The organism is Oleiagrimonas sp. C23AA, assembly GCF_011759385.1.
GTDB lineage: Bacteria > Pseudomonadota > Gammaproteobacteria > Xanthomonadales > Rhodanobacteraceae > Oleiagrimonas.
Window position 1 is genome coordinate 636,019 of record NZ_JAARLY010000001.1, and the last position, 12,507, is coordinate 648,525.

10 protein-coding genes are annotated in these 12,507 nt (G+C 62.5%); 5 read left to right on the plus strand and 5 right to left on the minus strand.

The genetic code is table 11. The annotated features are described in order from the left end of the window. Nucleotides 1–55: 55 nt before the first annotated feature. The gene (locus HBF24_RS02680) at nt 56–2,458 is read left to right on the plus strand and encodes a glycoside hydrolase family 3 N-terminal domain-containing protein (protein WP_167168480.1); all 2,403 of its coding nucleotides are present in this window, start codon (nt 56–58) and stop codon (nt 2,456–2,458) included. A gap of 60 nt (nt 2,459–2,518) precedes the next feature. On the opposite strand, the gene HBF24_RS02685 is transcribed toward HBF24_RS02680, so the two are convergent. Next, nucleotides 2,519–2,734, minus strand: a complete 216-nt coding sequence (locus tag HBF24_RS02685; RefSeq protein WP_343162702.1) for a DUF3820 family protein — start codon at nt 2,732–2,734, stop codon at nt 2,519–2,521. A gap of 142 nt (nt 2,735–2,876) precedes the next feature. On the opposite strand from HBF24_RS02685, the gene HBF24_RS02690 reads away from it, so the two are divergent. Further along, nucleotides 2,877–3,896 (plus strand): glycoside hydrolase family 43 protein, encoded by a 1,020-nt coding sequence (locus HBF24_RS02690; protein WP_167168486.1) that lies wholly within the window; start codon nt 2,877–2,879, stop codon nt 3,894–3,896. 94 nt (nt 3,897–3,990) lie between these two features. Here HBF24_RS02690 and HBF24_RS02695 read toward each other — a convergent pair whose 3' ends face one another. Beyond that, the gene (locus HBF24_RS02695; protein WP_343162694.1) at nt 3,991–7,014 is read right to left on the minus strand and encodes a TonB-dependent receptor plug domain-containing protein; all 3,024 of its coding nucleotides are present in this window, start codon (nt 7,012–7,014) and stop codon (nt 3,991–3,993) included. Between the two features lie 344 nt (nt 7,015–7,358). Here HBF24_RS02695 and HBF24_RS02700 point away from each other — a divergent pair, with 344 nt between their 5' ends. Next, complete coding sequence (locus HBF24_RS02700) at nt 7,359–7,772, plus strand: host attachment family protein (RefSeq protein WP_167168489.1); 414 nt, start codon at nt 7,359–7,361, stop codon at nt 7,770–7,772. A gap of 185 nt (nt 7,773–7,957) precedes the next feature. Here the strand turns inward: HBF24_RS02700 and HBF24_RS02705 are convergent, their stop codons facing one another. After that, on the minus strand, nt 7,958–8,854 hold the full coding sequence (locus HBF24_RS02705; protein WP_206064155.1) for a LysR family transcriptional regulator: 897 nt from the start codon (nt 8,852–8,854) through the stop codon (nt 7,958–7,960). 188 nt (nt 8,855–9,042) lie between these two features. Here HBF24_RS02705 and HBF24_RS02710 point away from each other — a divergent pair, with 188 nt between their 5' ends. Next, a complete protein-coding gene (locus tag HBF24_RS02710; protein ID WP_167168494.1) occupies nt 9,043–9,828 on the plus strand; it encodes a restriction endonuclease in 786 nt (261 codons plus the stop codon). A gap of 4 nt (nt 9,829–9,832) precedes the next feature. Here the strand turns inward: HBF24_RS02710 and HBF24_RS02715 are convergent, their stop codons facing one another. Next, complete coding sequence (locus HBF24_RS02715) at nt 9,833–11,068, minus strand: GGDEF domain-containing protein (RefSeq protein WP_167168504.1); 1,236 nt, start codon at nt 11,066–11,068, stop codon at nt 9,833–9,835. Between the two features lie 125 nt (nt 11,069–11,193). Here HBF24_RS02715 and HBF24_RS02720 point away from each other — a divergent pair, with 125 nt between their 5' ends. After that, the gene (locus HBF24_RS02720) at nt 11,194–11,949 is read left to right on the plus strand and encodes a queuosine precursor transporter (protein WP_167168506.1); all 756 of its coding nucleotides are present in this window, start codon (nt 11,194–11,196) and stop codon (nt 11,947–11,949) included. On the opposite strand, the gene HBF24_RS02725 is transcribed toward HBF24_RS02720, so the two are convergent. Further along, the gene (locus HBF24_RS02725) at nt 11,940–12,506 is read right to left on the minus strand and encodes a gamma-glutamylcyclotransferase (protein ID WP_343162695.1); all 567 of its coding nucleotides are present in this window, start codon (nt 12,504–12,506) and stop codon (nt 11,940–11,942) included. The two genes, HBF24_RS02720 and HBF24_RS02725, sit on opposite strands and share 10 nt — an antisense overlap. Nucleotide 12,507: the final 1 nt, after the last annotated feature.

The window sequence follows — 12,507 nt, forward strand, 5'->3', positions numbered from 1 at the left end:
CTCGGTTCGTGCGTTGCCTTGTGAAGGTGATGCCACAGGCCCGTTTGGAGAACACATGAACAAGCAAGCGTCGCGTGGCTTTCGCCACTCCACCCTCGCGCTCTCGGGCGCCATTGCGTTGGCCCTGGGCGCGGGTGCCGTCACCTCGCTACCCGCGCAGGCGCGCCAGCGCGTCGATAGCACCGGCGTGCCAGCGTCCAATCCCGCGCTGGTGACCCCGGCCATCGAGAAAAAGGTCGATGCGCTGGTCGACAAGATGACGCTGAAGGAAAAGCTGGGCCAGCTGGTGCAGTACAACGATGTGGGCGCTTCGGCACCGACCGCCGCCAATGGCGACAAGGCCATTGCCGACAACCCGGAAGCCAATAACAACGTCGATCCGCTGCAATTGGCCGCCAATGGCGGCATGGGCTCGATGCTCAACGTGGTCGGCGCCAAGAAAACCAACCGCTTCCAGCGCGCCGCGGTGGAAAAGAGCCGCCTGCATATCCCGCTGCTGTTCGGTGCCGACATCATTCACGGCTACCGCACCATTTACCCGGTGCCGCTGGGCCTGGCCGCGTCGTGGGATCCGTCCATGGTGCAGCAGGTTTCGCACATGGCCGCCAATGAGGCGACCACGGCCGGCATCCGCTGGTTCTACTCGCCGATGGTCGATATCGCGCGCGATGCGCGCTGGGGCCGTGCGGTGGAAGGCGCCGGTGAAGATCCGTATCTGGGTGCGGCGATGGCGCGCGCCTATATTCGCGGTTACCAGGGCAAGGATCTTTCCAAGCCTTACAACGTGGCAGCCTCGGTGAAGCATTTCGCCGCCTACGGCGCCGCCGAGGCCGGGCGTGAATACAACACCACCGACATGTCCGACATCCGCCTGCGTCAGGTCTATCTGCCGCCGTACAAGGCGGCGGTTAAGGCCGGTGCGGCCACCATCATGAGCGCGTTCAATGCGCTCAACGGTGTGCCGGCCACGGCCGATCCGTATCTTCTGACCGATATTCTGCGCAAGGAGTGGGGCTTCGACGGTTTTGTGGTCAGCGACTACACCGCGGTCAAGGAGCTGATGAATCACGGCATCGCGTTGACGCCGGCAGAAGCCACCAGGAAGGCCATCGAGGCCGGTACCGATGTCGACATGATGTCGCATTTCTACGACTCGCAACTACCGACGCTGATCAAGCAGGGCAAGGTGCCGATGTCGGTGGTCGACGAGGCGGTGCGCCGCGTGCTGCGCGTGAAGTTCGCGCTGGGGCTGTTCCAGCATCCCTATGCACGCGGCACCGAGGTCACGCATGCGGTCAAGGCGCACCTGCCGCTGGTGCGCAAGGCCGCCGAGCAGTCCTTCGTGTTGCTGCAGAACAAGAAGGTGGGCAGCGCGCCGGTACTGCCGCTGTCGGACAAGACCAAGTCGATTGCCGTGATCGGTCCGCTGGGTGACGCCGCTGGCGAGATGGTCGGCGCCTGGAGTGGCGCGCCGAACGTGAATGAGATTGTCACCGTGCGCAAGGCGCTCAAGGCGCGCATGGACAAGGCTGGCGGTCACCTCTATTACGCCAAGGGCACCGACATCCAGGGCGATTCCACCGCCGGCTTTGCCGCCGCCAAGCAGGCCGCCGAGAAGGCCGATGTGGTGGTCATGGCATTGGGTGAGTCGGGCAAGATGAGTGGTGAGGCCGCGGCGCGCGCGCATCTGGACCTGCCGGGCAATCAGCTGGCACTGCTCAAAGCGGTGCAGGCCACCGGCAAGCCGATCGTGCTGCTGGTGTTCTCCGGCCGTCCGCTGGTGCTGGACTGGTCGGCCAAGCATGTGCCGGCGATCATGGAAACCTGGTTCCCGGGTACCGAGGCCGGTTCTGCCATTGCCAACGTGCTGTTCGGCAATGTATCGCCGTCGGGCAAGTTGCCGATGAGCTTCCCGCGCGCGGTGGGCCAGGAGCCGCTGTACTACAACCAGTTCCCGACGGGGCGCCCGGCCAATGGCGCCGATGCCAAGCCGCCGGAGGGCGCGGCCAAATACGTGTCGCGCTATATCGACGTACGAAACACCGCGCTGTTCCCGTTTGGCTACGGCCTGACCTATTCCAGCTTCAAGTTTTCCAACGTGAAGGTGTCGCGCCAGCATGTGCCGCTGAGCCAGGCCAACGTGAAGGGCGCCAAGAATCTGGTCACGGTCACTGCCACGCTGACCAACACCGGCAAGCGCGAAGCCACCGAGGTGGCGCAGCTGTACGTGCGCAACCGTGGTGCCAGCGTCGAGCAGCCGGTGCGCAGCCTGAAGGGTTTCGAGCGCGTCACGCTGAAGCCGGGCCAGTCCAAGCAGCTGACCTTCCACCTGGGCTTCCACGAACTCTCGTTCGTCAACACGCACAGCAAATGGGTAGTGGAGCCGACCGATTACACGGTGTGGGTCGGCGGCAGCTCGCTAGCCAAGCAGTCGGCGCACTTCAACGTCACCCACTGATCGTAGCGTTCCTCCATACAGTAAAAAGCCGGCAGCCTGCGCTGCCGGCTTTTTTGCGGGCTAGGTGCGCTGGCGCAGGGGATCGAGCAGGCCGCGCAGTGCGTTGTGGTCCAGCTCGTGCATCAGCGCCAGCAACTGACCGAGCGATCCCTTGGGAAAGCCGTTGCGGGCGAACCAGGCCAGGTAGGCGCCGGGCAGGTCGGCCAGCAAGGTACCTTCATATTTGCCGTAGGGCATGCGGGTGGTGGTGAGCTTGAGCAGGTCGTCGGCTTGCACGGGGAAATGGCGTATCGGCATGAGCGCATTGCCAGTGGACCCACGTGTGCCACTGGCAAGCGGCGCGAAATATGGTCCAATCATCATACTAGAGCGGCGTTCTTCGGGGCGCCTCACCAGTTCATCGATGAAGGGGCGATGCATGAGATTGGCAAAGTGGTTGGGTGGCTGCGGCTTGCTGGCGGCGTGTGTGTGGATGATGCCGGGTGCGGCACTGGCAGCCAAGTCGCAAGCCGGGCCGCGCGCGTCCGGCGAGCACGCCGGCAATCCGGTGATTGACGGCTGGTACGCCGACCCGGAGGGCGCCATCTTCGGCAAGACCTACTGGATCTATCCGACCTATTCGGCCAAGTATGGCCAGCAGACCTTCTTCGACGCCTTTTCGTCGAAGGACCTGGTGCACTGGACCAAGCATGCAAAAGTGCTCAGCTCCAAGAACGTGAGCTGGGCGCACCGGGCGATGTGGGCGCCGGCGATCACCGAAAAGGATGGCAAGTACTACTTCTTCTTCGCCGCCAATGATATTCACCACGACAGCGACGTGGGCGGTATCGGCGTGGCGGTGTCCGACCATCCGGGTGGCCCGTTTCACGACCTGATCGGCAAGCCACTGGTGGGTGCCTTTCACCACGGTGCGCAGCCGATCGACCCGGCGGTGTTCAAGGACAGTGACGGGACCTATTACCTGCTGTATGGCGGTTGGGGCCATCTCAACATCGCCCGCCTGAGCGACGATTTCAAATCCATCGTGCCGCTGCCTGATGGTCAGAAATTCAAGGAGATTACGCCGAAGGATTACGTCGAGGGGCCGCTGATGTTCAAGCGCGACGGCAAGTACTACTTGATGTGGTCCGAAGGCGGCTGGACCGGGCCAGATTATTCGGTGGCCTATGCCGTGGCCGATTCACCGCTGGGACCGTTCAAGCGCGTCGGCAAGATTCTCAAGCAGAACGCGAAGGTGGCCACCGGTGCGGGTCATAACGGCATCATCCACGTGAAACAGGGTGATCGCTGGTACATCGTCTATCACCGCCGGCCCTTGGGGCAGACCGACGCCAATCATCGCGTGGTGTGCATTGACCGGCTGTATTTTGATCGCAACGGCCACATCAAGCCGGTGACGATCACCTTCAAGGGCGTCAAGGCGCACCGCGTGCCCTGACCCACCACATTCGGGCGCTTAAAAAAGGAAAGGGCCTGCCGGGGAGCAGGCCCTTTCTTCGAGCACTGATGCGGGAGAGCTCTGGGGAGAGCGGTCAGTAGTCGTAGTTGACGCTCAGACGCACATAGCGCGGGGTTTCGCGGTATAGCGCGGTGCGGTAGAGCGGGTTGGGTGTATACGGGCTGCTTTCGGAGTTGGGCTGCAGGAAGGTGGCCTTTTGCTCGTTGAGCACATTGAACACATTCAGGCTGAAGCCCAGTCGATGATCGGCAAACGCCGGGTGATAGCTCACGCCCACATCCAGCTGATGCTGCCAGGGCAGACGACCGTGGCTGCCGGGCGGTGACGGTTCGCCGTCACACCAGTGATAGGCGTTGCCATAATTGACCGGGTTTGAATGATCGGGGCCGTAGTAGCCCAGACAGATGCGCGGGTTGCCCGACTGGATGCGCACATTGGCCGAGACCAGCCATTCCGGGGTGAACTGGTAGTAGCCCAGAATCTTCAGCTCGTGGGTATGGTCGTTGTTCTGCGGACCGTTGGTGTTCTCCATGATTTCCGGGTTGTCCCAGTCCTCCGACGCCGAGGCACCGCCTTGCAGCAGGTCCGAACGCATCTGGCCTTCGGTGTCGCCATAACTGCGCGAGAACACGTAGGTGACCTTGCCGTACCAGGTGCCGTCGAACGGGTGCTCAAGGAAGGTTTCCAGCGAGTAATACTTGCGCTTGAGTTGCGGCAGACCCAGTTCCGAATTGCTCAGGTGCACATCAAACGGATTGCCGTTCTCGTCCAGCAGCGTGAAGGTGTTGGCCCGGCCCGGGTTGATCAGATAGCAGCTGTTGCTGGAGCCAACCGTGTACCCCTCGGCTTCGGCCTTGTTGGTGACCCGGTCGATGGCACAGTAGTCGTCGATGGCGTTGCGCAGGATGCGACGGGTCACCTTGGCGCCATACACCCAGTTCGGACCGGCGGTCTTGGTGAAACCAAGGATGAACTCATCCTGGAATTCGGATTTCAGGCCCTTGGCGGTCACCGTGCGTGGATCGGGCTGCTGGCCATAGGAGTTGTTGGCCGACACCAGTCCGGACACCTGGGTCAGACCCGTCGGCGTGCCATCGGCATTGATGCCGCTGTAGGTGAAGTACTGCTGGGTCGACACGTAGCCGGCGGCGGCACCGGTGGCGGGGTTCAGCGGCAGGCCCAGATAGTAGCGCCCGACATTGCCGAACACCTTGAAGCTGGAGTCGCCGTTGACGTCCCACGAGAAGCCCAGGCGCGGCGCCCATTGTGGCTTGGTCTGGGTGATGAAGGCTTGGCCGGCCGGGTTGTAATCGGTGAACTGGTCGTTGCGCAGGCCCAGTGACAGCAGCCAGCGATCACTGACCTGCCACTTGTCCTCGATGTACTGGGCGCGCTGCTCGGACCGCACACTCACCGCGTTATTGGAGATGTTGCGTTGAACGTAATAGCCATCCTGGCCGTTGGGGAAGCCTGCCAGGGCCGGAACGCCGTCGACCAGCGGCTTGGTCGGATCATCCTGATGGCCGTAGACCCAGACGTAGCCCGGACCGGTGTTGTAGCTGCCCTGGTTGTGCGCTTCGGCACGCTGGTTGTCGATACCGACGTCGATGGTGTGATCGCCCAGACGATAGCTGATGTCCAAGCGTGTGTTGGTGGTCTTGTTGCCGCGCGCCGGGTCGGTCAGCGAGCTGATCTGCGAGTTGCTGATCGGCGTGCCGCCGTTGAGGGCCGGGTTCTGGTTGGTGGCGCCGCCGACGTAGGTCAGACTCGGGTCGTAATTACCCGGTACGTCGTAGTCGCGCGTCTTCATTTCGCCGTACATGGCACTGACGGTCAGGTTGTCAGTGAGATAACCGGTGTACTTGGCCACCCACAGGTCACCGCCGGTCTTGGTGTCATCCACCGGGCGTACCTGATCACCGCGCTTGCGATTGACGTAATCGTAGTCGTAGACGGTGCCCGAGCCCTCGCGCTTGTCCGAGGCACCGGTCAACTCCAGGATATTGTTGTCGTTGATGTTCCAGTCGATCTTTGCGTACCAGCGCGGGTTGTTGTAGCGGTCGGTCTGATACGGCGTGGAGGTGTTCTCGACGTTGTTCACTGTCTGCGACTGGTCACGCTCGAACTCACCGGCCAGGAAGAAGAACAGCTTGTCCTTGATCAGCGGACCGCCGGCATAGACGCTGGCGGTGCTGGTCCATTGGCTGTCTTCGCTCTTCGGATCGTATAGCCGTCCGGCGACCGCCGATTTCGGTGTGCCGGTGGCGTAATAGACGTCCTTTTGATCGGCGCGGGCAAAGGCCGGCTCCCAGATGATCTGGCCACCGAAGTGCCACTTGTTGGTGCCGCGCTTGCCTACCTGGTTGATGACGCCGCCATCGGAGCGGCCGTACTTGGCGCTGTAGCCGCCGGTATAGACCTCCTGCTGATCGATGGCGCCGTAAGGCAGGGTCAGGCCGCCGTGGCCGTTGAGCGGATCGGTGGTATTGAACCCATTGATGTAATAGGCGTTCTCATTGGCGGCGGCGCCACCAAAACTGACCAGTGGCTTGCCGGTCGGACCGGTGAAGTTGGCGGTATTTGCCGCCACACCGGGCGCCAGCTGGGCGATCGCCTCGGCATTACGTCCCAGTGGCAACGCCTGCAACTGCTGCGAGGTGACCACGGTGCGCGAGTCCACACTGTTGACGTCGATGGCGGGCAGGGCGCTGCTGCTCACCGTCACGCCGCTGACCGCTTGCGCGTTGGCCGAGCTGGGCGTGGCCGAAGCGAAACTGACATGGGTGGCTGTGCCGACGCGAAGCTGCACGTTCTGGCGCGTGTCGACGGTCTGGCCATCGCGTTGTAACGTTACCGTATAAGTGCCAAGCGGAAGCTGTGATGCCACATAGCGGCCGTCCGCGTCGACCGGGATGCTGCGGCTGAGTCCATTCTCGTTTTGTACCAGCACGGTCTCCCCTGACTGTGCCGGTGCCTGTCCCACGATCGAGCCTGTGGTTGACTGGGCCTGCGCCATACCGTTGACCCCAAGACCCAGTGCGAGCCCCATCGCACAGAAAAGGGTACGGCGGCGTGGAAAGGTCACTGCGAGATTCATGTACTCCCCTCAAACTTGCTCGGTGTATCACCGAGAGACAGGCTCCCCCTGCAAAATTATCTCGATCTAATTTTTCTGTGACATCTGGTTTACAGCAGTAAGGCGGGTCAGCCGAACTGACTTGTCGGCATATGTGATCGTGCGCACATCCATGTACTGCTGATATTCAGCTGCCGCTCAAGAGTGTGAACACGTGAGCGAGGTGTGTTGAGGCGGACAAGAGGCCTGCACAAAGGTGAATCGACGCGAGGCGGGCGCTTGAAGGGCGACGTCTGGCCAGCCAGATTCCTATGTGTCCGGCGCTGGCGCCGGATGCGCCTCAAGCCAAATCAAGGAGCACCGACATGTCTCTTATGCCGAGCGAAACCCTGATCGCCGTCGCTGATGGCCACCGCGCGCGCCTTTTCCGCAACACCGGCAGTGATACCCGGCCGCAATTGCGCGAAGAAGCCGACCTGGTGCCGCAGCCGAACTACGATGGCCCGTCAGGACATCAGCCGCCTGAAACCAGCACCCAGGACATCGACGAGGCCACCTTTGTCAAGCAGGTCAGTGATGAGTTGTACAAGCGTGCCCATGCCAACGATTTCGAAAATCTGGTGATCGTTGCCGATCCGCGCACGCTGGGTGAGCTTCGTCGGCTCCTGCACCCGCAAGTGCGCGACAAACTGCGCCTGGAGCTGGGCAAGGAAATGACCAAGGCCTCGGTCGATGAAATCCGAGACGCGGTCACACGAGGCTTTGAGCACCCGCATTGAGGCATTGCGTGAGTTTTCAGCCGGCCGGTGGTGGCCTGGCCACCACCGGCCGGAGAGTCCGATTGAGGGCAGGCCGTCTTGGCTTCAAGCGGCCATTAGCGAGCCGGCGACGCGTCCATTGCAGGTTGCAGGGCAGCGGCACGGTGACGGTGGTGACATGGAGCGACTGGATTCGTCGCATGCGCTCAAAGCCATGCTCCAGGGGTGCTCGGTGGCGACGGCCACTGTTTGATGAAGTCGACAAAGGCGCGTAGCGGTGTCGGCATGTGGCGGCGGCTGGGATAATACAGTCGCGGTCCGGTAAATCGCTGCCACCACGGTTCCAGTATGCCTACCAGCGTGCCGTCGGCCAGCGCCGGTGCCAACACCTCTTCGAAGGTATAGACCACGCCGTGGCCGGCACGGGCCGCTGCCAGTTCCACGTCCAGCGAGGCGCTGGCCAGCAGCCCCTCCGGTCGCACGCGCACCAGCTCGTCGTCGCGCACGAACTCCCAGGCTGGCCGGCTGCCGCTCTCAAAGCGATGCACGAGGCAGCGGTGCCGTGCCAGGTCGCGCGGATGTTCGGGTGTGCCGTGCGCGCGCAGATAGGCCGGCGACGCGGCGGCCACGTAGCGTTGCGTGGCAGGCCCCAGTGGTATGGCGATCATGTCGCGCTCTATCGCTTCTTCGTAACGTACACCGGCATCGAAACCGGCGGCGAATACATCGACGAAACGTTCCTCACAGGCCAGTTCCAGACGGATGTTCGGATGCTCGGACAGGAAGTCGGCCAGCAAGGCGGGCAGCACATAACGCGCCACGATCACCGGCACGTTGAGCCGTAAGGTGCCATGAGTGTCGTTACCGGCGCGCAGCGACTCCAGCGCGCGATCAATGTCTGACAGCGCGGGTGCAAGCTGTGTCAGCAGGCGTTGACCGGCCTCAGTGGGTGTCACGCTGCGTGTAGTTCGGTTGAGCAGGCGCACACCCAAGCGTGATTCCAGGCGCCGCATCGCCGCACTCAGCGATGATGCCGAGACGCCATTTCTGGTGGCCGCGCCACGGAACGAGCGCGCCGTGGCAATGGCTGCAAAGGCCTGCAAATCGCTTAGTTCGGGTCCAGGCATGAATCGGCATCCGTTGGCCACGGGCGCAGCTTAGCGCAGACGGCCGCTATGCTTGAGCCCGCCTCGTCCCGTCCTGGGGACCGCATCGGGTTTTTTCCTGTGGCGCAGGCTCTTCGGCGTGACTTAAGATCGGCGCGGAAGTCGCCAGCTCCAGGGAGGAGCTCATGCCCAGAAAGGGACTAAAGCCGGTTCGCCATCGCTGGGATGATGCGCTGACCCGGTTGGACTGGCGCGAATTTGAGCATCTTCTTGCGGCTCATTTCGCCGAACAGGGATACGCGGTTCAACACCTGGGCACTGCTGCGGGCGGACCGGACATTGACAGTCGCATTGATCTGCGTCTGCGGCGTGGTAATGAGCACGTGCTGGTACAGGTCAAGCATTGGAACGCGTGCCAGGTGCCACATAATCCGGTGCACGAGGTGATTGGCATGGTGAGCACGCATGGTGCCAGCCACGGCATGCTGGTCACCTCGGGTGAGTTCACGCGGGCGGCGCGACGGGCGGCGGCCCGTCACCCACGGATGCTGCTGGTGGATGGACCGATGGTGCGACAGATGGTTGGAGCGCAAGCGCAGGCTATCGTCCAGCATCGTGCCATCGGTGGTCCTGTGCCTGACGGCTCCCGCACAAGTGGTCATGACTGCGATGATGGTGGTTCCCGCCACGGCAGGCCCTTGGTGCGCAGAACGGTCGGGATGGCTGTGGCCGCATTGTTTGGCGTGATGTTGCTTTTGCTGATGCCGCGCGTGATTGCCAGCATTCTGAATGGAACTCTCGCATCCAGGCAGCGTGTGAGCGATGGAATACATGCCGGCTTGTCCCGCGTGGACCCACCGGTATCCGGGCAGCCGTCGATGAGGCTGCCGACCGGTTCACGCATGGGCGCGGATGCGCGTCGCGACCGGCAGGATGCACCGGCCTTGCCCGCTCGTACGCTGCATGACTGATCCGTCAGCCAGTAGCGGTGCCCGGCTGCCCATAGACAGATGTGACCGCGGTGGTGGCGCTATGTCGCTGGCTGGCGTCGGTGCTTTGGCAGACCCAGCAATCGCGTCCGCGATGCTTGGCCGCATACAGTGCGTCATCGGCGCGCCCGACGATGGCGTTGAAGCCATTTTCGCCATCGTCACTGGCCACGCCGATACTGGCAGTCACTCGGATTGGCGACGGCTGGTGCGGGACGGGGGAGCCTGAAACCTTCAGCCGCACACGCTCGGCCACGGCGGTGGCCTCATCCGCGCTGCGGTCGGGCAGCACGATGACGAATTCCTCACCACCGTAGCGTGCGAACAGTGCGTCGGCCGGCAGCACGCTTTGGCGGATCAGTCGTACCACGTGAATGAGTACCGCATCGCCTGTCGCATGACCCCAGGTGTCATTGATGGTCTTGAAGTAATCCAGATCCATCATCAGCACCGAGCATGGACGGTGCTGTCGGCGGCACTGGGTCAACATCCTGCTGCCATCCTCCAGCACCGCTGTATGATCGAGCAGGCCCGTCAGACCATCAGTTCGGGCCTGCTCACGCAGGTCCAGCATGAGGCGCTCGGCCAGCATCAGCGTGAAGGCGGTGCTGAGCAGCAGCGCACTCAGAGCGCCCATGATGTAGCCCAGAGTGGCCAACGGTCCCTGAGTCAGGCTGGTGGCAAGATGTCCGGCCTGCGTTATCGCGCTAAGCCGCCACAGGTAAAAGCACAGGTCTATCAGCAGCACGGCGGCCGTAAAGCTGCAGCTCTTGCGCAACTCGACGGGCGAGCGCGCCAGCAGCAGCCAGATCATCCAGGCATCCCAGATCAGGCTGTGTATCGCGAAAGTGATGTCGACGGCAGGATGGCCGGCGCCGGCAATGCCCAGATAGCTCTGTCCCAGCACGTAAAGCGCGACCAGGGCCAACGGATAGCGCAGCGGCATGCGGACCTGGACATGCACACACAGTCCGATCAGCATCAACGCGTTGGCGCCCGAGATCAGCCCGTTGCCGATGATCATCGCCGTCGGCGCGGACCAGTTAGCCAGGGTATTCAGGACGATCACGCCCAGTGTGGCTGTCCAGAACGCCGCTGCCCATATGTGCAACGCCGGAAGCCCACGAAGCACCAGGCCCAGCAGCGTGAAACTGGTCGCGATGGTGACGGCGATGACCAGGCCGACCACGCCCAGCGTATACAGGTCCAGCTGCATGACCATGCCTTGTCCAGCCGCCGCGTACACGTGTATGCACTTGCGATCTATCATTAACCGCTTTGGTCCGTCGGGCAAGACGGTGCGAGCAGACACCTTTCCCATGGCGGCGGCATGTACCGGAGACCTTAATGCAATCATCCAGGGCGGTGACACCGGGGGCGCGAAATTTCCGCTACTACGACCTGATGGTCGGCGGCATGGTGGCGGTACTGTTGTGCGCCAATCTGATTGGTCCGGCCAAGGTATGCACGGTTAGCCTGCCGGTGATCGGTGCGCTGAGTTTTGGCGCGGGCAACCTGTTCTTTCCGGTCAGTTATATCTTCGGCGACATATTGACCGAGGTGTATGGCTATTCACGCGCCCGGCGCGCCATCTGGGCTGGATTTGGCGGCCTGGTCTTTGCCTCGATCATGGCCTGGGTGGTGGTGGCCATGCCGGCCAGTCCCAACGAGCCATTCAATGCCACGCTGCAACCGGCGCTGGAAGTGGTGTTCGGCAACACCGGGCGTATCGTCATCGCCTCGATGGTGGCCTACTGGCTGGGCGATTTCGCCAATTCCTACGTGATGGCGAAGATGAAAGTGATGACCGGCGGACGCTACCTGTGGACACGCACCATCGGTTCGACGCTGATAGGGCAGGGCGTGGACAGCCTGACTTTCTACCCGTTGGCCTTCATCGGCATCTGGGAGAGTCAGACGCTGATCAAAGTGGTCGCGTTCAACTGGACCATGAAGGTACTGGTGGAGGTGGTGTTCACGCCCCTGACGTACGCGGTGGTCGGTTTCCTGAAACGCCATGAGGGCGTCGATACCTTCGATCGCCACACCCGCTTTACCCCGTTCAGTCTGCGTGACGAGGGCGAGGTCGAGCGCTACGACTGAGACTGCTCAAGCTCCAGCGCCAGCAGTTCACGCTCCAGCGCGAAAACATGATCATCGTGCTCGTTCATGTTGCGCAGGGCGTCAGCCAGATGCAGCAGGTATTCCCGGTTGGGGCCGCTGGGTCCGTGCGAGCGTGCAATGTGCGCCGCCAGTTCGGTATCCGGTGCCGGCCCCAGCCAGGCTTCATTTTCCTCGGTGGCCAGATAAACCAGCCCCTGATGCTGGCTGCCATTGGCCAGGTACAAGGGTATCGACAGGCGCAGGTAGCCGTTCTTTTCGCGTACATCCAGATGCTTGAACACCTCCGGCGCCACGAGATAGGCCATGCCCCCGCAGCGCTGACCGGGTGAACGCACCAGGGTCAGCACCCGACCGGGCGCTTGTGGAGTGCCGCGATGGTCATGCGAGCCCTGCCAGAAACGCCGCTTCCAACCGACGATGTGCGCTGGCGAGCACTCGATATACGGGAAGTCCACTTTGTATATCAGCGAACCATAACCGAACAGCCAGACCGGACCATCTGGACGTTGCGGGGAATGGGTGAGCGATTCAGCCACG

What these genes read in the sequence shown, in the direction of transcription:
- HBF24_RS02715 (WP_167168504.1), bottom strand. Translation starts at nt 11,068, where the DNA reads ATGGTCATGCAGCTGGACCTGTATACGCTGGGCGTGGTCGGCCTGGTC.
- HBF24_RS02720 (WP_167168506.1), top strand. Translation starts at nt 11,194, where the DNA reads ATGCAATCATCCAGGGCGGTGACACCGGGGGCGCGAAATTTCCGCTAC.
- HBF24_RS02680 (WP_167168480.1), top strand. Translation starts at nt 56, where the DNA reads ATGAACAAGCAAGCGTCGCGTGGCTTTCGCCACTCCACCCTCGCGCTC.
- HBF24_RS02700 (WP_167168489.1), top strand. Translation starts at nt 7,359, where the DNA reads ATGTCTCTTATGCCGAGCGAAACCCTGATCGCCGTCGCTGATGGCCAC.
- HBF24_RS02710 (WP_167168494.1), top strand. Translation starts at nt 9,043, where the DNA reads ATGCCCAGAAAGGGACTAAAGCCGGTTCGCCATCGCTGGGATGATGCG.
- HBF24_RS02690 (WP_167168486.1), top strand. Translation starts at nt 2,877, where the DNA reads ATGAGATTGGCAAAGTGGTTGGGTGGCTGCGGCTTGCTGGCGGCGTGT.
- HBF24_RS02695 (WP_343162694.1), bottom strand. Translation starts at nt 7,014, where the DNA reads ATGAATCTCGCAGTGACCTTTCCACGCCGCCGTACCCTTTTCTGTGCG.